This is a genomic window from Pseudomonas sp. VI4.1, from assembly GCF_002029345.1.
Classification (GTDB): domain Bacteria; phylum Pseudomonadota; class Gammaproteobacteria; order Pseudomonadales; family Pseudomonadaceae; genus Aquipseudomonas.
In genome coordinates this window covers 64739-85617 of the sequence record NZ_MULM01000165.1, presented here as the reverse complement: position 1 = coordinate 85617, position 20879 = coordinate 64739, and the positions used below count along the sequence as shown (strand labels likewise).

20 protein-coding genes and 1 pseudogene are annotated in these 20879 nt (G+C 60.9%); 6 read left to right on the top strand and 15 right to left on the bottom strand.

Going from position 1 to position 20879, the window contains the following annotated elements:
* Both BZ163_RS35195 and pyk read right to left on the bottom strand, forming a co-directional pair.
* Positions 1-199: hypothetical protein (locus BZ163_RS35195; RefSeq protein WP_218190527.1), on the bottom strand; the 199-nt coding region annotated here is incomplete at its 3' end.
* A 201-nt stretch (positions 200-400) separates the two neighbouring features.
* A complete protein-coding gene (pyk, locus tag BZ163_RS20275; protein WP_128872321.1) occupies positions 401-1852 on the bottom strand; it encodes a pyruvate kinase in 1452 nt (483 codons plus the stop codon).
* A gap of 190 nt (positions 1853-2042) precedes the next feature.
* Here pyk and BZ163_RS20270 point away from each other — a divergent pair, with 190 nt between their 5' ends.
* Positions 2043-2417: a tol-pal system YbgF family protein gene (locus BZ163_RS20270; RefSeq protein WP_128872320.1), complete on the top strand. Its 375-nt coding sequence runs from the start codon at positions 2043-2045 to the stop codon at positions 2415-2417.
* A gap of 229 nt (positions 2418-2646) precedes the next feature.
* Positions 2647-3006 (top strand): PilZ domain-containing protein, encoded by a 360-nt coding sequence (locus tag BZ163_RS20265; RefSeq protein WP_128872319.1) that lies wholly within the window; start codon positions 2647-2649, stop codon positions 3004-3006.
* 75 nt (positions 3007-3081) lie between these two features.
* Here BZ163_RS20265 and BZ163_RS20260 read toward each other — a convergent pair whose 3' ends face one another.
* From BZ163_RS20260 to BZ163_RS20235, 6 genes are read right to left on the bottom strand one after another with little or no spacing between them, the layout of a single operon-like run.
* Complete coding sequence (locus BZ163_RS20260) at positions 3082-4413, bottom strand: DUF58 domain-containing protein (RefSeq protein WP_128872318.1); 1332 nt, start codon at positions 4411-4413, stop codon at positions 3082-3084.
* On the bottom strand, positions 4410-5411 hold the full coding sequence (locus BZ163_RS20255) for a MoxR family ATPase (protein ID WP_128872317.1): 1002 nt from the start codon (positions 5409-5411) through the stop codon (positions 4410-4412). Before BZ163_RS20255 ends, BZ163_RS20260 begins: the two co-directional genes overlap by 4 nt.
* Positions 5408-6571 (bottom strand): DUF4350 domain-containing protein, encoded by a 1164-nt coding sequence (locus tag BZ163_RS20250; RefSeq protein ID WP_128872316.1) that lies wholly within the window; start codon positions 6569-6571, stop codon positions 5408-5410. The genes BZ163_RS20255 and BZ163_RS20250 overlap by 4 nt, the downstream gene beginning before the upstream one ends.
* Positions 6568-8085 carry a DUF4129 domain-containing protein gene (locus BZ163_RS20245; protein WP_128872315.1) on the bottom strand — a complete coding sequence of 506 codons (1518 nt, stop codon included), beginning with the start codon at positions 8083-8085 and terminating at the stop codon, positions 6568-6570. The genes BZ163_RS20250 and BZ163_RS20245 overlap by 4 nt, the downstream gene beginning before the upstream one ends.
* Positions 8072-9049, bottom strand: coding sequence for a stage II sporulation protein M (locus BZ163_RS20240; protein WP_128872314.1), 978 nt, complete (start codon positions 9047-9049; stop codon positions 8072-8074). Before BZ163_RS20240 ends, BZ163_RS20245 begins: the two co-directional genes overlap by 14 nt.
* Positions 9046-9771 carry an RDD family protein gene (locus BZ163_RS20235; protein ID WP_128872313.1) on the bottom strand — a complete coding sequence of 242 codons (726 nt, stop codon included), beginning with the start codon at positions 9769-9771 and terminating at the stop codon, positions 9046-9048. Before BZ163_RS20235 ends, BZ163_RS20240 begins: the two co-directional genes overlap by 4 nt.
* A gap of 185 nt (positions 9772-9956) precedes the next feature.
* On the opposite strand from BZ163_RS20235, the gene sbcB reads away from it, so the two are divergent.
* On the top strand, positions 9957-11387 hold the full coding sequence (gene sbcB, locus BZ163_RS20230) for an exodeoxyribonuclease I (RefSeq protein ID WP_128872312.1): 1431 nt from the start codon (positions 9957-9959) through the stop codon (positions 11385-11387).
* A gap of 101 nt (positions 11388-11488) precedes the next feature.
* Here sbcB and mvaT read toward each other — a convergent pair whose 3' ends face one another.
* Positions 11489-11866 carry a histone-like nucleoid-structuring protein MvaT gene (gene mvaT, locus BZ163_RS20225; protein ID WP_007933316.1) on the bottom strand — a complete coding sequence of 126 codons (378 nt, stop codon included), beginning with the start codon at positions 11864-11866 and terminating at the stop codon, positions 11489-11491.
* A gap of 337 nt (positions 11867-12203) precedes the next feature.
* Between mvaT and purU the strand changes: the two genes are divergently transcribed.
* A complete protein-coding gene (purU, locus tag BZ163_RS20215) occupies positions 12204-13052 on the top strand; it encodes a formyltetrahydrofolate deformylase (protein ID WP_128872310.1) in 849 nt (282 codons plus the stop codon).
* A gap of 86 nt (positions 13053-13138) precedes the next feature.
* Positions 13139-13330 (top strand): hypothetical protein, encoded by a 192-nt coding sequence (locus BZ163_RS35815; protein ID WP_128872309.1) that lies wholly within the window; start codon positions 13139-13141, stop codon positions 13328-13330.
* Positions 13331-13613: 283 nt separating this feature from the next.
* On the opposite strand, the gene BZ163_RS20205 is transcribed toward BZ163_RS35815, so the two are convergent.
* From BZ163_RS20205 to BZ163_RS36530, 5 genes and pseudogenes are all read right to left on the bottom strand, one after another.
* Positions 13614-14609, bottom strand: a complete 996-nt coding sequence (locus BZ163_RS20205) for a lysylphosphatidylglycerol synthase transmembrane domain-containing protein (RefSeq protein WP_128872308.1) — start codon at positions 14607-14609, stop codon at positions 13614-13616.
* Positions 14606-15382, bottom strand: a complete 777-nt coding sequence (locus BZ163_RS20200) for a DUF2334 domain-containing protein (RefSeq protein WP_128872307.1) — start codon at positions 15380-15382, stop codon at positions 14606-14608. The genes BZ163_RS20205 and BZ163_RS20200 overlap by 4 nt, the downstream gene beginning before the upstream one ends.
* Positions 15375-16496, bottom strand: coding sequence for a glycosyltransferase family 1 protein (locus BZ163_RS20195; protein WP_128872306.1), 1122 nt, complete (start codon positions 16494-16496; stop codon positions 15375-15377). The genes BZ163_RS20200 and BZ163_RS20195 overlap by 8 nt, the downstream gene beginning before the upstream one ends.
* 192 nt (positions 16497-16688) lie before the next feature.
* Entirely contained in the window at positions 16689-17453 is a 765-nt protein-coding gene (locus BZ163_RS36535; RefSeq protein WP_371916824.1) for a methyl-accepting chemotaxis protein, read from the bottom strand.
* Positions 17454-17546: 93 nt separating this feature from the next.
* A pseudogene (locus BZ163_RS36530) lies at positions 17547-18521 on the bottom strand (cache domain-containing protein); the annotation flags it as partial.
* Positions 18522-18752: 231 nt separating this feature from the next.
* On the opposite strand from BZ163_RS36530, the gene BZ163_RS20185 reads away from it, so the two are divergent.
* On the top strand, positions 18753-20240 hold the full coding sequence (locus tag BZ163_RS20185) for a helicase HerA-like domain-containing protein (RefSeq protein ID WP_128872304.1): 1488 nt from the start codon (positions 18753-18755) through the stop codon (positions 20238-20240).
* Positions 20241-20304: 64 nt separating this feature from the next.
* Here BZ163_RS20185 and BZ163_RS20180 read toward each other — a convergent pair whose 3' ends face one another.
* A complete protein-coding gene (locus tag BZ163_RS20180; protein ID WP_128872303.1) occupies positions 20305-20760 on the bottom strand; it encodes a DUF721 domain-containing protein in 456 nt (151 codons plus the stop codon).
* Between the last annotated feature and the right edge of the window lie 119 nt (positions 20761-20879).

Genomic DNA, 20879 nt, shown 5'->3' with positions numbered 1-20879 from the left:
TATAGACCGAGGGGGCGAGCAATCCCTGTGACGCGTGTCCCGCAATATAAATCATATTGTCTGGGCCGATGGCGGTTACTCGTGAAACAAACTCTGGATAGTCAGCGGTAGGTGAAGGCATGGGGACCAAGCCGTTTTCACCGAAGTGGGGGTCCAGTTCACCTGTGCTGCTGTACAGTTGTTCGTTCTGCGTGTTCATCTGTGTGGCTCCATTAGAGGCAAAGATTTTCTCTTGTGGGTGCCAAGCATCAATCTTGGCAGGCTTCTAGTGAGTCACGGTTTGGCGTATCCATCTACTGTAAGAGTTGACAGTTGACGTTTATATAACTCGGGTGCTTGCCTTTTTGCAGACGAAAAAAAACCGCCATCGATATGGCGTTTTTTCGCAGCAATCGCTGACTCAGACCTGCGGGTCGCCAACGTGCAGGATTTTCATCCCGTTGGTGCCGCCGGTGGTGTGGTAGCTGTCGCCCTTGGTCAGGATGACCCAGTCGCCTTTCTCCACGACGCCGCGCTTGACCAGCTCATCGATCGCCTTCTGGCTGACTTCGTGTGGCTCCAGCGAGGCAGGGTCGAACGGAATGGTGTACACGCCACGGAACATCGCTGCGCGCGCCTGGGTTTCGCGGTGCGGCGAAAACGCATAGATCGGCACCGAAGAGCGGATGCGCGACATGATCAGCGGGGTGTAGCCGCTTTCGGTCAATGCGATGATCGCCTTCACGCCCGGGAAGTGGTTGGCGGTGTACATGGTTGCCAGCGCAATGCTCTCGTCGCAGCGGGTGAATTCCTTGCCGATGCGGTGGCTGGAGGTCTTGCCGGTCGGGTGCTTTTCAGCGCCGATGCAGATGCGCGCCATCGCTTGCACAGCTTCCAGCGGGTACAGACCGGCCGCACTTTCGGCCGACAGCATCACGGCGTCGGTGTAGTCGAGTACGGCGTTGGCCACGTCGGACACTTCGGCGCGGGTCGGCATCGGGTTCTGGATCATCGACTCCATCATCTGGGTCGCCACGATTACCGCCTTGTTGTGGCGGCGTGCGTGCAGAATGATCTTTTTCTGAATGCCCACCAGCTCGGCGTCGCCGATTTCCACACCCAGGTCGCCACGGGCAACCATGACCGCGTCGGAAGCCTGGATCAGGCCATCAAGGGTTTCGTCGTCGGCCACGGCTTCGGCGCGTTCGATCTTCGCCACCAGCCAGGCGGTACCGCCGGCTTCGTCGCGCAGTTGACGGGCGTATTCCATGTCGGCGGCGTCACGCGGAAAGGACACGGCGAGGTAGTCGACCTGCATTTCTGCGGCGAGCTTGATGTCGGCCTTGTCTTTTTCGGTCAGGGCCGGTGCAGTCAGGCCACCGCCGCGACGGTTGATGCCTTTGTGGTCCGACAGCGGGCCACCGATCAGCACGGTGCAGTGCAGTTCGGTTGCCGTGGCGGTGTCGACGCGCATCACCACGCGGCCGTCGTCGAGCAGCAGCTCGTCGCCCACGCCGCAATCCTTGACCAGGTCCGGGTAGTCGATGCCGACAATCGTTTGAGTGCCTTCGGTCAACGGATGGCTGGTGGAGAAGGTGAATTGATCACCGATCTTCAGCTCGATCTTCTTGTTGGCGAATTTGGCGATACGGATTTTCGGGCCTTGCAGGTCACCCAGCAGGGCGACGAAGCGACCGTGCTTGGCTGCCAGGTCACGCACCAGCTTCGCGCGAGCCTTGTGCTCGTCGGGGGTGCCATGGGAGAAGTTCAGACGGGCGACGTCCAGGCCAGCCAGAATCAGCTGTTCGAGAACTTCCGGCGAGTTACTGGCCGGGCCAAGGGTAGCGACGATTTTGGTACGACGGACGGACATGCAAAGACTCCTGAGTTCAAGCGCTGAGTGAGGCTACTATGCTCTGGGGGTGTAGTCATTGTTCATGTGCACTACTTTTTTTGAAGAACTTTGTTAATCGATTGTTTCTTTAAACGAATACTTTTAGTTACGGGCAGCCTGAAGATTTCCGACGACGGGTCGATACAGGGCTCAAGACAGGAGAACCCTCATGCGATTCGTGCTCATGGCCGCCCTTGTACTCAGTGTCACGGGCTGCACCCGTTGGTCGATGAACCACCATTTGAATAACGCCTACAGCGCCTATGACCGCGGAAATTGCGAGCAGGTGATGCTCGAACTGTCCAAAGTCGAACGCGCAAGCAGGGCGCGGCCTTATGTGTGGCCGGAAGTGTCGATGATGCGCGGTTTGTGTCTTGAACGGCAGAAACTGTTCGTTGATGCTGCTCAAACCTATCAGTTCATCATCGCCTCGTACCCGCAGAGTGAATATGCCTTTCGCGCGAGCGCCCGGTTGGAAACCTTGCAGTCGCTTGGCCATTATCCGCTGCGCAGTGCCGAGGTCGTTCGCCCGAGCCGGTTCTGATGGTAGCAGCCCGATTGAAGACTGGATCAGCGGCGGTGGTGAGCTATAGTCGTATAGATCGGTTTCGGTACCTTGCCAAACCGGGGAAACACCTGTGATCGGCAGGCGTCAGTGCCAGCGGTGCAAGGACTGTCGCACCAGGATCAGGGAGAGCGCGCCTTTATAATGGAAGGCCCGTTCCGAAGCATTGGTGCGGCTCTGCTCAAGGGCCTTGCATAGCGAATTCAGCATGTTCACCGACCGCCGTATCGAGCGGCATCAACTGCCGTATTTTCTTCGAGTGTTCAACAGCGTTACCGACAAACCCATTGGCTTTCTGGGTAACGTCTCCGAAGACGGGCTGATGCTCATCAGCCAGTTGCCGATGATGATCGGTGCTGACTTCGCTTTGCGCCTGAAAATTCCCATGGCCGGTGGCTGCCATCAGGTGATCGACCTCAATGCCTGCTGCCTGTGGTGCCATGAAGACAGCACTCCCCACCATTACGACGCCGGGTTCTGCCTGCAACAGGCCCCGCCGGAGTATGGGCAACTGATTGAAGCGTTGAAGCAGTACTTCAGTTTTCAGCCGTTGCCGGCCTCGGCCTGAAGTCTGCAGCGCCCAGGCGTCAGATCAAGCAACTGATATTTAAAGGCTGTACGCGGGTTCTGCGCACCACAGCCACTAAAACACCCCGGCCTTTTTCCATTCCAGGTAGCGCGTCACCAGCGCGGCACCCAACTCGACAGCGGTCGTATCCACCACTGGCACCCCATGAGCGTTCAATCGCTCATGAAGTTCGGCCCGGGCATTGAGAAAATCCACGGTGCCGCAATAGGTCAGCGCGTCGGCAAGGGTCTGCACCGGCGTCTGACGCAAGCGGTCGAGCACGTCTTCGCGCAGACTGGCGACCAACACCCGATGTGACTTGCCCAGGCGTTTGACGGCGGTGAGCAGTTCTTCGTCGTCTTCGTCCCGCAGGTTGGTGACCACGACCACCAGTGCCCGGCGTTTCTGCCGAGCCAACAGCTCGGTTGCAGCGCCCTGGTAGTCGGCACTGCGTTGGCCGCTGTCGAGGTCGTAGACCTGGTTGAGCAACCGGTTGAGCTGGCCGGCGCCCTTGACCGGGGCGAGGTAGCGCGGCTGATCATGGGCAAAGGTGCAAAGGCCCACGGCATCACCCTGGCGCAGGGCGACGTAACTGAGCAGCAGGCAGGCATTGAGTGCATGGTCGAAGTGCGACAGTTCATCGTCCTGACTGCGCATGCGCCGGCCGCAATCGAGCATGAACATGATCTGCTGGTCACGCTCGTCCTGATACTCCCGCGCAATCGGTGTGCGCTGGCGGGCGGTGGCTTTCCAGTCGATCTGGCGCAGGCTGTCGCCTTCGCGAAATTCCCGTAGCTGATGAAATTCCAGGCCCAGGCCGCGTCGTTGGCGCTGGCGTACGCCGAGTTGACTGAGCCAGTTGTCCACCGCCAGCAACTGGCCGCCGTAGAGGCGGGCGAAGTCGGGGTAGACGCGGGTAGCGTCGGTCACGCCCAGCAGCCGATTGTCGGACCACAGGCCCAATGGGCTCGGCAGGCTGATTTCGCAGCGTTCGAAGTTGAAGTGGCCGCGCTTGAGCGGGCGCAGGCGATAGTCGATCTGGCTGCGCAGGCCGGGTTGAAGCTCGACCGACAGGGGCAGGTTTTCGAAACTCAGGCCGTGGGGTACGTGATCGAAGAGCCGAATGTCCAGTGGCTGGGCAAAGTCATGCTCGACCTCCAGTCGCACGTCGCCCCAACGGCCGAGCGCCAGGCTGCCGGGCATGTGTCGCTGGATGCGCGGCGAGGGCAGGCGCTTGAGGCGAATGGCATCGAGTATCGCCAAGGCCAGGAGTGCCAGGAGCAATCCCCAGTGGATCGACGGCAGACTCGCTGGAATCACGGTGTCCAGCGCCCGCAACGTACCCAGGACGATGCCGATGACCAGCAGGATCGCGAGCCAGATCAACAGCAGGCGCGAGGGTTTCACAACCGCGGTGCCGGCACTTGATCGAGCAGCTGGCGCAGCACGTCATCGACCTCGAGCCCTTCGATGTCCAGCTCCGGCGAGAGGCGTACGCGATGACGCAGCACCGCCAGGGCACACCCCTTGATGTCATCCGGAATCACGAACTCGCCACCGCGCAACAGCGCGCGCGCCCGGGCGCAACGCACCAATGCGATGGACGCCCGGGGCCCGGCACCGAGGGTCAGTCCGGGCCAGCTGCGGGTGGTGCGCGCCAGGCGTACGGCGTAGTCGAGGACCTGATTGTCCAGCGGCAGGTCGCTGGCGATGCGTTGCAAGGCCAGCACGTCCTTGGCCTGCAACACCGTGCGCAACGGTTGCACGTCGAGCATGTCGGCCCGGGTCGAGCGACAGACCTGGCGGACCATGTCCAGCTCCTGGTCGCCGTCGGGGTAATCCATGCGGACCTTGAGCATGAAACGATCCAGTTCGGCTTCCGGCAGCGGGTAAGTGCCTTCCTGTTCGATGGGGTTTTGCGTGGCCAGCACCATGAACGGTTGCACGATGGGCAGGGCGCGGCCTTCGAGGGTCACTTGCCGTTCCTGCATGGCTTCGAGCAGCGCCGCCTGGGTTTTTGCCGGGGCGCGGTTGATTTCGTCGGCGAGCAACAGGTTGGTGAACAACGGCCCCTTGCGCAGTTTGAACTGCTCGGTCTGCAGGTCGTACACCGCGTGCCCGGTGACATCGCTGGGCATCAGGTCCGGGGTGAACTGGATGCGCGCGAACTCGCCACCGAAGCAGCGCGCCAGCGCCCGAACCAGCAAGGTCTTGCCCAGCCCCGGCACACCCTCGAGCAGCACGTGGCCACCGGCGATCAGGGCCGTGAGCACATCGTCGATGACCTCGTCCTGGCCGAAGACAGCTTTCTGCAATTCGCTACGCAACGCCCTGGCCAACTGACTGGCACGCTGGCGTTGCTGGTCGGCGTGGCTCGGGGCGTCGGGCTCGATCTGTTCACTCATAAGGCGTTCCTCAAGGTTTGCAGGTAGGCGACCTGACGGCTGAATTCAACGCTGGAAAGCCGTTGCTTCGGTCGCGGGCTCATGACCTGGCTGATAGCGCGTGTGGATTGGCCGGTCAGGCGTGCGAGCACCTGCCATTGTTCGGCGACGCCGAGTTGTTCAAAGCCGGGATGACGCCGCCGCACGCGACGCAGGATGTCTTGTTGCAAGGCGTGCAGCAGGCTGTCCTGACGCTTGCGCCGGAACAGAAAATCGGCACTGGCGCGCAGATGTTCCTGGAGTTGCCGACGGGCTCGCGGCGCCGGTTCCAGCACCGGACCATGCCGCACCCCGACGTGCCAGAAGCAGACACCGATCAGGGCAATCAGCGTTACCAGCGCCTGGGGGAAATAGCGCAGCAGCAAGGTCAGCAGGTTGTCGTGATCGGTGTTGAACAGCAGGGTCACCTGGGTATCCGCGGTCAGGTACCAGAGCAGCCACGCGTTGTCGTACTGGTCGATGGCCGGGGTTTTCCAAAGGTCGGCGTCGGTGACCACGATGATCGAACCGAGCCCGTGATTGAGCTGCATCATGTGGGTGGCCTTGGCGCTGTTGGCCCAGGCCTGGGCGAGGTTTTTCGGGTCTTCGAGATGGAAGGCGGTGTCGAAGTTGGCGTAAGCCGGCGCGTCTTCATCTTCAAGGTACAGCTTGGTCAACTTGGGGTAGGGATCGGTCCTGCTGTCGGGTGGCGGGCCCTTGAGGTTTTTGCTCAGCAACTGATGCAACTGGACCCGGTCGAGCAGCAGGTCATTGCTCTGGCCGAGTTTTTCATCCCACAGCGACTGGGCAACGAACAACAGGCGCCCGCCGGCCCGGGTCCAGTTCATCACTTGATCGATCTGGCGCGGGGTCATGTTGGCCCGGTCACCGAGCAACAACAGGCTGTGCTGGCGCGGTTCGATAGAGGGCAGGATGTCGAGGCTGTCGGCATGGCTGACGGTCAGGCCCTGTTTGCGCAGGAAATGCTCGGCGGCGAGATAAGGATTGGCCAGGGCCTCGGGCGAGGGACCGTGATCGATCACCTCCTGATAGGGCGTCGCCTGCAGGTACAGGTAAAGACTCAGCGCGCCCAGTAGCACGGCGAGGCAGGCGCCGATTGCAATCCCGGAGCGTCGATTCAACGGGCGGCTCCCGGGCCGAACAGGGCACGCCAGCCGTCACAGAGCTGTTGTTGCACGGAGGCCGGGGGCAGGCGATGCCCGTAGGCGATGTTTTGCCAGTGCCCGGTCAGGTTCTTGCTGAAGGCCAGCAACTCAGGGCGTTGCAGTCGTTCGATGCGCTCCAGCACCTGGCCTTCGGTGTCGGCGGGCTTCAGTGCCATGTCGAAGTCATGCAGCAAGTGGCTGAGCAGGGCGCGATAGAGCAAGCCGAGGGCTTCGCGCGGGTCGGTCTGCCATAGGTGTTCGGCGCTGGCGGCGATGTCGGCGGGCAGGGTTTCGCGGCCGAGGTCCAGGCCGAACGCCTGCCGGGGCAATGGTCGCGCGACTTTAGGCGGCCGCACCGGGCGACGACTGACGAAGGCCTGCAACCAGTCCCGGTAACGCCAGAGCAAAAAACCGATGGCGCCGACCACTGTCCCCCACAGCACCGCTTCGATCAGCGAGGTCGACAGGTTGAGCAGTGCTGTCAGCCAGTCGGGTGCGCGGTCACTGTTCGGAGGGGCGGTCGGGGTGTCTTCGCCAAAACGATAGCGCGTGAGCGTTTCCTTGTTCTTGAACGGCGGCTGGTCGAGGATCGTCTTGATGCTGTCCCGGGACGCCTGGCTGGTCAGCGGCTGCTCCTGTAGACGCGGGCTGTCGGGTGAAATGAGCGGCTTGGCGGCCCAAGCGGGGTGCGCCGATGGCACCAGCAGCAGCGCCGCCAGTATCAGGGTGACGGCGCCGCTGCCCAGGCGTTGACGCAGGCGGCGGAAGGCCAGTTCGATATCCCAGGCCTCCAGCACCGTGCGCCGGTTCAGGTAAAGGCTGAAACCGCAGGCCACGTAGACCGGTTCCCAGGCCACCAGCACCAGTGCGTAGAAGAAGTTGGTCAGGTGTTCCAGCCAGCGCCAGTCCTGTGTGGCCGTGCTGATCAATGTCTGCCAGCTCCAGTCGAGTTCGACCTGTTGCGGCAACAACAGGTAGAACAGCACCATCAGCCCAATCCACAGGGCACCTTCCAGGTGCACGCCGATGATGGTCAGCCACTTCGCGGCGCCGGCGTTACGCTGCAACAGCACCTGCAAACGCTGCTCCCGCGCTTCACCCTCGAGGCCTTCGAGTTGCATGACCGGCATCAGGAAACTGCGGCTCAGGCTCAGGCGTCGCCAGGTCAGGCTCGCCAGCAGTTGCGGCTTGAGCAAGCGCGGCCATTGGCGCAACGCCTGTTTCAAAGTCGGTGTTTCGCCGAACATGGCTTTGGACAGAATGAACAGCGGCAGGCGTTCGAACGCGGGTTTCAGCCACCAGAAAATAAACACGGCAAGGGAGGGCGAATCCCATAGCAGCAGGCTGAGCAGGGCGAAGACCGGCAAGGTCACGATGGCCCAGCTGGTCATCAGCAGGCGGCGGTGGCGCTGACTCAGCAGAACGCCCAGGTCCATGGCTTCCCAGCCGGGACGCGGGCGAAACACCACACTGGCGTCACTCAGGCGCATGGCGAGTCCGTCCGGCCAACAGCAGGTACATCGCCACCAGTACCCAGAGCACGGCACCGACCAGGAATTTGCTCAAAGGCGCGACCCCGGTCATCGATGACCAATAGGCTTCGATAAACGCCGCCATCAGCAGAAACATCATCACCCCACACATCAGCAAAACACTGTTGCGCGCCGCCAGGCGCAAGGCTTCGGCGCGGCGCAAGCGCCCCGGTGCGATCAATGCCCAGCCCAGTTGCAGGCCCGCGGCACCCGCCAGGGCGATGGCGCTGAGTTCGAAAGCACCGTGGCCGATCACGAATGACCAGAAGGTCTGGCCATAGCCGATTTGCGTCAGGTGTCCGGCCACCGCGCCAATCATCAAGCCGTTGTAGAACAGGAAAAACGCGCTGCCCAGGCCAAACAGCAGGCCGCTGGCGAAGGTCTGAAAGGCAATACCGATGTTGTGCATGATGTAGTAGCCGAACATGACCCAGTCTTCACTGGCCGCCCGTTCCGCCGAGCGCCCCAGGTGACCGGCGTCGGGGTCATACATGCTCTGCATCTGGCTGACCTGCTCGGCGGGGATCAGGTTGTAGACCAGGTCCGGAAACAGATACACCAGCAGGGCGATACCGATCAGGCTGGCAAAAAACATCAGGCCGGCGGCGAGCACGAAGCGCCACTGTTCACGCACCAGTCGGGGGAAGTCCGCGAGGATGAAACCCAGCGCCTTGGCACCCAGTCGGCTGCGATGCCGATAAAGCTGTTGATGGCCGCGCAGGACCTGTTGCTGCAATGAGTCGATCAGGAAACTGCTGTAACCGCGCTCCCGGGCCAGGGCCAGGTGATGGCAGAGACGACGATAGTCACTTGTGAAATGGGCGACACGCGAGGCAGGCTGGTTTCGTTCCAGCCTTTCCAGCAGCAGGGAAAACTGCTCCCATTCGGCCTTGTGGCGACTCTCGAAAAGGCTTTGCTTCATGCGGGGCCCAGCAAGCCGCGGGCAATTGCGTTGAGCTCGGCCACCGCCTGTGGCGCTGAAAGCTGCAAGGGTTGCGCGAGAATGGCTGCCAGTTCCGTGACCCGCGCCTGGGAGAGCTCACCCTGGCGTTCGGCAAACCCGAGGATGGCGCGTTGCTCGGGCAGTGCCAGGGCAAAGGCCGGGCGCCGGGGCTCGGCGGCGGGTAGCTGGGGGCGGGAGAGCGGTTGTTCGCGGTAGATCACCAGCGTGCCGGCGGCCAGGTCGCCGAGGCGCTTGAAGTTGGGATGCTGCAGGCAGCTGATGGCCCCAAGGAAATAGCCAAACGGCAACATGTCGACAAAGCGCAGCAGGTTACGCAGCAGCGAAGCCGACCAGCCGACTGGCGTGCCATCGTCATGGACTACCCGCAGGCCCATCCACTGCTTGCCTGGCGAGCGGCCCTGATTGAGCACCTCGAACAGCACCATGTACCACCAGCTCACCACAAACAGCAGGATCGAGCCAAGGCCGGCGCCGAGCTTGCCGAGAAATGCCAGGACAATCAACAGCAGGCCAAGGATCAGCCCACGCAGGCCAAGGTCGATGGAGAACGCCAGCGCACGCACCATCAACCCGGCCGGGCGCAATGGCAAGTCGATGCCTTCCGGCGTTTCGATCTGGTACCGCGTATCCAGTGGCGGGGACAGCGTTGCGTTCCTTGGCGGTGCTGTGGTCTCGAGCATGGGCAACCTGATGATGTGGCCTGATCGGGAGTTTCTGTCCATGGGATGCTAGCAGCCTCCCGGGGGGAAACGACATAACTATGTATTGCACGATTGAGCGGCCGAGATGATTGAATGGCAAGATGACTGGCCGGGGTGGGATGTGAACGCCTAGACTTCGCCGATCTTCAGTTCAGGAATAGCCCGTGACCTCCATCTTCTGGTACGACTATGAAACCACTGGCATCAATCCCCGTTGCGACCGTCCGCTGCAAGTGGCGGGGATTCGCACCGACTTTGAGCTCAATGAAATAGACGCGCCGGTCAATCTTTACTGTCAGCCCAGTGATGACATCCTGCCTCATCCTGCGGCGTGCGCGATCACCGGTATCACGCCGACCCAACTGGCCGGGCAAGGCTTGAGCGAAGCCGATTTCATGACCCGGGTGCATGCCCAGCTGGCTGCGCCCGGCACCTGTGGGGCCGGCTACAACACGCTGCGTTTCGACGACGAGATGACCCGATACAGCTTGTATCGCAATTTTTTCGACCCGTATGCGCGTGAGTGGCAAGGCGGCAACAGTCGCTGGGACCTGATCGATGTGGTGCGTGCGGCTTACGCCTTGCGCCCCGATGGCCTCGTCTGGCCGACGGATGACGAGGGGCGGGTGACGCTCAAGCTGGAACGCCTGAGTGCCGCCAACGGTATCGATCATGGCCACGCCCATGAAGCGCTGTCGGATGTTCGCGCCACGATCGCCCTGGCGCGGCTGATTCGCGAAAAGCAGCCGAAGTTATATGACTGGCTGTTTCAATTGCGCAGCAAACAAAAGGTAATGGATCAGGTTCGACTGTTGCAGCCGATGGTGCACATCTCCGGTCGTTTTTCGGCGGCGCGCAACTATGTCGGGGTGGTATTGCCCCTGGCCTGGCATCCGCGCAACAAGAACGCCTTGATTGTCTGTGACTTGCACCTCGATCCCCAGGGGTTGCTTGACCTGAGTGCCGAAGCCTTGCGCCAGCGGTTATATACCCGTCGCGATGAGCTGGCCGACGGCGAGTTGCCTGTACCGCTCAAGCTCATCCACATCAATAAATGTCCGGTGGTGGCGCCGCTGTCGGTGCTTCGTCCCGAAGATCAGCAACGGCTGGGACTGGACATGGCGCTCTACCAGCAGCGCGCGCTGCGACTAACTGACGCACAAACAGTTTGGCGAGACAAAGTTCAGGCTGTTTATACCCACGAGGATTTCACGCCGAGCGAGGATCCCGAGCAACAGTTATACGATGGTTTTATCGGTGATCGTGATCGGCGTCTTTGTGAGCAAGTCCGGGCGGCGGACCCGGCACACTTGGCACAAGCGCGCTGGCCTTTCGATGATGAACGCTTGCCGGAATTATTGTTTCGATATCGCGCACGCAACTTCCCCGATACGCTGAGTTCCGAAGAGCAACAGCGCTGGCGAATATTCTGTCAGAAGCGTCTGACGACACCTGAGTGGGGGGCGCCCAATACCCTGGAAACTTTCGCCGAAGCCTCAGCCCAATTGAGCGCTACCGCTACATCGTTTCAGCGAGAGGTGCTCAATGAATGGCACCTTTATGTTCAGCAATTACGTAAACGCCTGAGTCTTTGAAAACGAAAATATCGCTGGCTTGACAGCCAGGCATAAAAAAACGCCAGCAGCTGCTGGCGTTATTTTTTGTCGCGGACGAGTCTTTGACAAAGCGCTACGGCTTAGCCCAGCAGGGTAGCCCAACCCTCAACCACATCACCGCCCCACTTGGCTTTCCACTCTTTCAGAGTCTTGTGGTTGCCACCTTTGGTTTCGATGACTTCGCCGTTGTGCGGGTTTTTGTATTGTTTAACTTTACGGGCACGTTTGGTGCCGGTAGTTTTTACTGCGCCACCGCGTGGAGCTTTGGTTTTGGACTCAGGATCCAGCAGCGCGATGATGTCGCGCAGGGACTTGGAGTATTCACCCATCAGGGTGCGCAGTTTGCCTTCGAATTCCAGCTCGGTTTGCAGTTTGTCGTCTTGGGACAGATTCTTCAAACGGGCTTGCAGCTCTTTGATTGCTTCTTCGGTGGCACGGTATTCGTTGATCAAGGACATGGGGACTACCTTATGTTGGGCGCAGGGTGCTAGGTGACAGTGCGGCAATAATAGTCATGCTGTTTCATCAAGTAAACATTTAACCGGAGTTTATTTAATTTAGTTTTGTTGAACAGGTCCAGGTTGGAGGTGCAGTTAAATGATCGTCAACCAGGCATCACAGACAGTCACATTTTGACACTTGAAGAATGCAATAAGAACACCAACGCGCGGGTGACGGATGCAGCCGGGACCCGTGTCGCCGACCTTCGTGCAACGCGAGACGTCATCAATACTGCAGTTTTGCTGCGCGATCGCTAGAATGGCGACCTTTGCGAAGTTCTGGAGTTTGACCCTCATGCGCACTTTTCGGCTGGTGATTGCTTGCCCGGACCGCGTCGGCATCGTTGCTAAAGTCAGTAACTTTCTGGCGTCACACAATGGCTGGATCACTGAAGCGAGCCACCACTCGGACAATCTCAGTGGCTGGTTCTTTATGCGTCACGAAATTCGTGCCGATTCGCTGCCCTTCGGCATCGAGGCCTTTCGCGAAGCGTTTGCATCCATTGCCGAAGAGTTCTCGATGAACTGGCGCATCACCGATACCGCGCAGAAGAAGCGTGTGGTGTTGATGGCCAGTCGCGAGTCTCACTGCCTGGCCGATTTGCTGCATCGCTGGCACAGCGACGAACTGGATTGCGAAATTTCCTGCGTGATTTCCAACCATGACGACTTGCGCAGCATGGTCGAGTGGCACGGCATTCCTTACTACCATGTGCCGGTCAATGCGCAGGATAAAGAACCGGCCTTCGCCGAAGTCTCGCGCCTGGTCAAACAGCACGATGCCGAAGTGGTGGTACTTGCCCGATACATGCAGATCCTGCCGCCCGCGCTGTGCAGCGAATATGCCCATAAGGTGATCAACATTCACCACAGCTTCCTGCCGTCGTTTGTCGGTGCCAAGCCGTATCACCAGGCCTCCCTGCGTGGCGTAAAGCTGATCGGCGCTACTTGCCATTACGTGACCGAAGAGCTGGACGCCGGTCCGATCATCGAGCAGGACGTGGTGCGCGTCAGCCACAGCGACAGCATCGAAGACATGGTGCGCTTCGGCCGCGACGTCGAGAAGATGGTATTGGCCCGGGGCCTGCGTTATCACCTGGAAGATCGGGTGTTGGTGCACGGCAACAAGACCGTTGTGTTCTGACAGCGATACGGCGCGGTTGAAATTCGAAGGGCCTGGGCGTTCAATCGCATCAGGCCCTTTGTCGTTTTTGACCTGAGGATATGTTTATGGCCAATCCACTCGATAAAGCTACTTCAAGAGCGCCAGCCACGGTGGGTGAGGGGTGTTTGAGTCGTTATGATCCGCACGACTTGAGCGCCGAGGATGGTACGGAATTTCCTGGGGCTGCCGAGTTGTGGAAGGCTTTGAATCCGGATTCAGACGCTGCAGACGCTGGCTTGCCGACGAAAGGACCTTAGACTTGTATCGATCTTGGGGCCGCCTTCGCTGGCAAGCCAGCTCCTACAGTTGATCGGGGGTGAGCCTGAGTGTGCTGTGCGCTGGAGATCCCTGTAGGAGCCGGCTTGCTGGCGAAGGGGCCCGGGAGACTTGTATCGATCTTGAGGTCGCCTTCGCTGGCAAGCCAGCTCCTGCAGTTGATCGGGGGTGAGCCTGAAGTTGCTGTGCGCTGGAGATCCCAGTAGGAGCCAGCTTGCTGGCGAAGGGGCCATGGGGTCTTGCACTTTCACAGGGCCTCAGGATTCACGCCTGCTTGAACTTCAGCAATTTCATCAACAGAGGCCGCCCAAGCATCAACAAAAATACCGGCCCGCCCACCAGTAAATAGAAGTAATAGGTCACCGCCCGCCAGATCAGTATCGCCGCCGCCGCAGTGGATTTCCCCACCATCGGCGCCAGCAGCGCCGCTGAGGTCAGCTCCGCCGCCCCGGCACCCCCGGGCAACAGGCTGAATTGCCCCGCACTCAGGGAAAGCATCTGGATCAGAAAGCTCCAGGCCCACTGCAGATCCGCTCCGAGCCCGCGCAACGCCAGATACAGCACGCTATAGCGCAAGACCCAATGCAGGCAAGTCAGGGCAAACACCGTGATCAATGTCTGAGAAGGCAACTTCAGCGTGTCTGTGAAGGCTGCCAGGAAGTGCAGCAGCTTTCGCGCCCAGCGCAGGCGTGTGGCGCCTTTGACATTAAGACGAACGAGCAGGCGACCGCTCAGGCGAATCAGTAAACGGTGATAGCGCGCCACCACCACACAGGTGAGCAAGCCGCCAAACATCGACACGGCGCTGACAGTCAGCAGCCATTCCATGCGTGCGCTCAAGTGCTGGAACAGGGCATAAATCAGAATCCCGCTCAGTGCGCAGAGGAAAAACAGCAGGTCGCTCAGTTGATCCATGGCGAACACGGCGCTGCCCCTGGCCGGACGCACGCCATTGCGCGCCAGCAATGCCATGATGGTCAGCGGTCCACCGCTGCCGCCGGGCGTGGCGCAATAAGCGAACTCGGCGGCCATGACCACCCCGAGGCTTTTCAGCCGGCTGACCTTGTCGCGCTGATCTCCCAGCAACAGACGCAAGCGCAAGGTATTGAGCACCCAGCACAGCAGGATCATGCCGAACATGATCAGCAGCCAATGCAGCGGAAATTTTTGCAGCCGGGACCAGGTTTCGTTACCGCCCAGCAGTGACGGAATCAGCACAGCAGCGAGCAGCGCGACGAGCAGCACAATCCCGCGACTCATGCGGCGCGCCCGACACGGTCGGTTCGCAACGACAGCCAATGAGCCTTTGTCAGCGGCATGCGCCCCTCGTCGAGCAGGCGCTTGAGCGTCTGCAGCCAGTAAGTACGGGAGAATTGATGGCGCATGTCCACCGGGTGCAGGCCGAGTCGAATCACCGGTGCCTGCCGCCAGCGCAGTTCGCGCTGGTCGCTGAGCAGTTTCGACACGCCCCGGCGCCAGGCACTGCGCGCACTCCAGACCAGCCCGGGGGCGTCGACCGCCGAGAAATCCGGCAGGCGGTACAGGTGTTGCGGGTCACTGGTGTAGCTCAGCGGCAGTTGGCGCAAGGCCTGGCGTGTGCCTTCACTCATCAACCAGGCCGGGGCGACGAAACCTGCCAGAGGCCAGTCGTAACGGCGGAACACCTCGATGCCGGCGCGCAGGCGGGCGAGGGCGGCGTCCTGGGACAGGCTGTAGAACTCGCCTTCGTGGGTGTAGATCCGGCGCATGAACCAGTCTCGTGGCGTGCTGGGCGTGGGGCCTTCATCGCAGTGAAAGTAGCCGTGCAGCGCCAGTTCGTCACCACGGATGACCCGGTCGGTGAGCATACGTCGAAATTCCGGATGGGCGTCCAGCGGGTTGTGCTTGTGAAAATCGGGCACCACCAGCCAGGTCATTGGCACCACGCCCAAGGCGTCGACGGCAGCGACAAAGGGTTGGTAGTCGGCCCAGGTATGCGGCGCGACATCGTGCAGCACCAGTAACAGGCTGGGCCGGCTCATGAGCTCAACCATTGGCAATCAGCGGCCAATGGGTGCCGAGCACGGCGTGATAGTGCCCCAGCAGACTGTTGACCACCGTGTCCCAGGAGTAATGCTGCTCGGCATGGCGGCGGGCCTGTTTGCCCAGGACGGCGCTCCCCGAACCGAACAGTTCGCGTACGGCGTTGGCCATCGCCATGGAATTGTTCGGCGGGCACAGCAGGCCGCATTGATCGGTGACGATTTCCTGAAAAGCCCCTGCCGCCACGGCCACCACCGGAATGCCACTGGCCATGGCTTCGAGAATCACCAGACCGAAGGTTTCCTGGTCCCCGGCATGCAGCAGCGCATCGGCGCTGGCCATCAGCCGGGCGACTTGCGCCGCCGGGCAGAATTCATCGACCACGGTGACGTTATCCGGCACCAGGGCTGGCATCGACGAACCAACCAGCAGCAGGTGATAGCGCCGTCCCAGTCGTTTCATGCAGTCGAGCAGGACCGGCAGGTTTTTTTCCTTGGAACCGCGTCCGGCGAAGATCAGCAAATGAGTGTTTTCATCGATCCCCAATTCGGCCCGCAAGCCCGGGTCCCGCGCAGAGGGGTGGAAAGTTTGCAGGTCGACGCCCAAGGGCTGCACGAAAACGTTCTTCACCCCGAGGCCAATCAGCTTGTCGGCCATCACCTGGCTCGGCGCCAGGACCCGGTCGAAGTTGCCGTAGAGCTTGCTGACATAGGCTTCGACATTGGTCGTGACCCAGTTGCCCATGCGATTGCTGACCAGCAGAGGCAAGTCCGAATGATAAAAACCGATCACCGGCACATCGAGTTGCCGGCGGGCATCCAGCGCCGCCCAGGCGGTGAGATAAGGGTCGCCGACTTCGATCAGGTCGGGCTGCAAAACCTGCAGGACATTGCGCCAGGGCGCGAGACGGAGGGGGAAACGATAACCTTTGCCGAAGGGCAGGGCGGGTGCCGGAACGGTGAAAACGCCATCCTGTTCGCTCAAGGACGATCCGGGGATCAGTAAACTGTGGCGAATGCCCGGCTTGATGCCCAGGCGACGGTGCTTTGCATCCAGATAAGTGCGCACGCCACCGCTGGCAGGGGCGTAGAACATGGTTATGTCAGCGATATGCACGATGAACATCCCTCCGGTCCGTTGTTCTCCCTTGGTTGACCTTTATGAAGGATAGTTGTTCGGTTGGGGTTTTGCGGCTGGGGTGCCGGCGAGGGTTTTGCGGTGTATGACGGACCGCTTTCGCTGGCAAGCCAGCTCCTACAAGGGATTTGCGTGAACCCTGTAGGAGCTGGCTTGCCAGCGAAGGGGCCGGAACAGGCACTAAATACGGAAACTGCCCACCAACTGCTTGAGCCGCCCCGCCTGCTGCTCCAGATCGACACACGCGCGCAACGTCGACTGCAGGTTCTCCACCCCCTCCTGATTCAATGTATTGATCTCGGTAATGTCCACATTGATTGATTCCACCACGGCCGTCTGTTCCTCGGTCGCCGTCGCCACCGACTGGTTCATGCCGTCAATCTCGCCAATGCGCAACGTCACGCTGTTCAGGCGCTCACCCGCCAGGTTGGCGATGACCACGCTGTCCTGGCTGTGACGCTGGCTGTCGCTCATGGTGCTCACGGACTCGCGGGCGCCGACTTGCAGTTCCTCGATCATGGTCTGCACCTGCTGCGCCGATTCCTGCGTACGGTGGGCCAGGTTGCGGACCTCATCGGCCACCACGGCAAAACCACGACCGGCCTCACCGGCGCGCGCCGCTTCGATGGCAGCATTAAGCGCCAGCAGGTTGGTTTGCTGGGAAATGCTGGTGATCACTTCCAGAATCTGCCCGATGTTCACGGTTTTGCTGTTCAGCGATTCGATGTTGGTACTTGAGGCGCTGAGCATGCTCGACAGCTGATTCATCGCGGCAATGCTGCGCTCCACCACTTGCTGGCCATCTTCGGCCAGGCTGCGGGCATCGCTGGCCTGACTCGACGCTTGCGCGGCGTTGCGCGCGATTTCCTGGGCTGCAGCGCCGAGCTGGTTGATGGCCGCGGCGACGCTGCTGGTGCGGGAAGCCTGTTGGTCGGAGTTGAACATCGACGAGTTCGAGGCCGCCACCACGCGCAACGCCACTTCGTTGACTTGGCCGGTGGCGGAGGACACTTCGCGGATCGAGCCGTGAATACGCTCGACGAAACGGTTGAACGCGGTGCCGAGAACGCCGAATTCGTCGTTGTTCTGGATGGTCAGGCGTTTGGTCAGGTCACCTTCACCGTCGGCGATGTCTGCCATGGCGCGGGTCATGACATGCAGCGGCTGGATCAGGATGCGGATCAGCATGCCCAGCAGGGCAATGATGGTGGCCACGGCGATGACCGTCGCGATGACCGCCGAGGCGCGGAACTCGGTCAGCATCGAGAAGGCTTTGTCCTTGTCCACCGACAGACCGATGTACCAGTTGACCGAGGGCAGGCCCTTGATCGGGGTGAACGTGACGATGCGGGTCTTGCCGTCCACCTGCACTTCACTGAAGTCGCGGCTGATACGCGGGGTATTGTCCGGATACGCTTCATTCAGGGTCTTCATCACCAGGGCTTTGTCCGGGTGCACCAGGATCTTGCCGTCGGAACTGACCAGGAAGGCGTAGCCCATGCCGTCGAAGTCGCGGGCGCTGAGGGTGTCGATCAAGGTTTGCAGGCTGAGGTCGCCGCCGACCACGCCGACGTTTTGCCCGGCTTTTTTCGAGGCGGTGGCGATGGAGATGATGGTCTGGCCAGTGGCCGCATCGATATAAGGTTCGGTCAGGGTCGCTGTGCTGCTGCTTTCGGCGCCTTTGTACCAAGGGCGCACCCGCGGGTCGAAACCGGCGGGCATTCTGGCGTCCGGACGAATGGTGAAGCTGCCGGTGGCGTCGCCCAGGTAAGACGCCATGAAGGTCGACGTCAGGGCTTTCTGCTCAAGCAGGCTGGTGACGGTGGACGGTTCAGGATTGATCGCGATGTTCTGGGCTAGGTTGTCGATCAACAGGATACGACCGGCCAGCCAGGTCTGGATATTGTTGGCGGTGACATCCCCCATCTCATTGAGGTAGCTGTCCAGGTCTTCGCGGATGGCGTTGCGTTGTAAATAGTCGTTGTACAGCGTGAACGAGGCAAAGGCAGCCATGACAATGAGGGCGGCGGCAAGCAGGATTTTATGGCTGAAACGCAGGTTTTTGTTCATGGCTTGGGGTTCCGCTAGGGTCGTGGTGCCAAAGGCGTGCTTTTATAAAGGAACGCGCAATGGGCGGTAGTGAAAACAAGCTGATACTTCCGTACTCTCCTTAGGGAATTACCGATGCTTTTCAGTCTTTTATATCGGCCGTGAAGGATCAAAGCTTAATCATGGGGTGACAAAATGCCTGATTCACTGCAACTCGTTATCGGTGCCGACCTCGCGGGACAGCCGATTGCCCAGGCCATGCGTCTGACAAACCGTCATGGCCTGGTGGCGGGCGCCACCGGCACCGGCAAGACCGTCACCTTGCAACGCCTGGCCGAAGCGTTCAGTGACGCCGGCGTGGCGGTGTTTGCGGCGGATATCAAAGGCGACCTGTGCGGCCTGGGCGCAGCCGGTGAGCCCCAAGGCAAGGTCGCCGAGCGCATTGCGGGGATGCCTTGGCTGAACCACAAACCCCAGGCGTATCCGGTCACCCTGTGGGACATTCACGGTCAGTCCGGGCATCCCTTGCGCACCACCCTGAGTGAAATGGGGCCGCTGCTGCTGGGCAGCCTTCTGGAATTGACCGACAGCCAGCAGTCGGCGCTGTATGCCGCCTTCAAGGTGGCGGACCGCGAAGGGCTGTTGCTGCTGGACCTGAAGGATCTGAAGGCGCTGCTCAATCACCTGCGTGATCATCCTGAATTGCTGGGCGACGACGCCGCGCTGATGACCACGGGTTCCAGCCAGGCCCTGTTGCGGCGTCTTGCGACCCTGGAGCAACAGGGTGCAGAAGCGCTGTTTGGCGAGCCGGGGCTGCAACTCGAAGATATTCTGCAACCGGGCGCCGATGGTCGCGGGCGTATTCACCTGCTCGATGCCAGTCGCCTGGTCCACGAAGCCCCCAAGGTCTATGCAACGTTCCTGTTGTGGCTGTTGGCCGAACTGTTCGAGCAACTGCCGGAACGCGGTGATGCGGACAAACCCCTGCTGGCGCTGTTTTTCGATGAGGCGCATTTGTTGTTCGCCGGTACGCCCAAGGCCTTGCAGGACCGATTGGAGCAGGTCGTGCGGCTGATTCGTTCGAAAGGTGTGGGCGTGTATTTCGTCACCCAATCGCCGGGCGACCTGCCGGATGACGTACTGGCCCAGTTGGGGTTGCGGATCCAGCATGGATTGCGCGCGTTCACCGCCAAGGAGCAGAAATCCCTGCGCGCCGTGGCGGAGGGCTTTCGGCCGAACCCGGCGTTCGATACCTTGTCGGTGCTGACCGAACTCGGGATCGGCGAGGCTTTGGTCGGCACTTTGCAGGATAAAGGCACGCCCGGGATGGTCCAGCGGGTGCTGGTGGCTCCGCCGCAGTCGCGGATCGGGCCATTGACCGAGACGGAGCGCACGGTGCTGATTGCCGGATCCGCATTCAAGGGGCGTTACGACAAGCCGATCGACCGCGAGTCGGCGTATGAAGTGCTGTTGGGGCGTAAAGGACTGGCCCCGGAACCGGACGCCGCTCCAGGTAAACCGGCAGCCGAAGAGCCCAGTTTCACCGACAAGGCCGGTGAATTCCTCGGCACGGCGGCAGGGCAGGCGCTGAAATCGGCGATGCGCCAGGCGGCCAATCAGTTGGGCCGACAATTGGTACGCGGGCTGATGGGTTCATTGCTCGGCGGCAGCAAACGCCGGTAGGAGCGAGCTTGCTCAACGATTACGCGCTCTTATAGAGCCGGCGCGGTGCCGGTAGGAGGCAGTTTTAAACCTTGGGCTTGGCGTGCGCCGCAAGGCGCTCCAGCGCCGCCCGCAGATTCGGATCAGTGATCCCCTCGGCCGTGGCCTGGATGGTCGCGCCCGCATCGGTCGACAATCTGATGGTATGACCGGCCGCGCCTTGCTGGACCGTGGGTGGCTGCACCTTGAACAGAATCCGCGTCAGGCTGGCGAACTCATCGAACAGCTGCAATTGCCGCTGCAGACGCTTTTGCTGATAACGCAAACGAGTGGCCCAGTGACCGTCGGTGACAATCAGCAACAAACTGCCTTCGCGCCACGATGCCACATGGCAATGTTCGCGCGCAGCGGGCTGCAACTGGCTTTCCACCAGGCGTTGTAAATGACCCAGGCGTTGAGCGTGGCCAAAGATGGCTTTGAGCGGTTTGGCTTCGCGAAGCAGAACGGCGGGTGCTCTGGCCGTAAGAGGGCGAAATGCCATGATCAGACACCTGAAGTAACAGAGCGGCCATGGTAGCAGAAAGCACCGCATGCGCCCGACCCATTGCGTTGCGAGCGCTTTACCCATTAAATCAACGAGTAACTTATGCCGTCAACGGC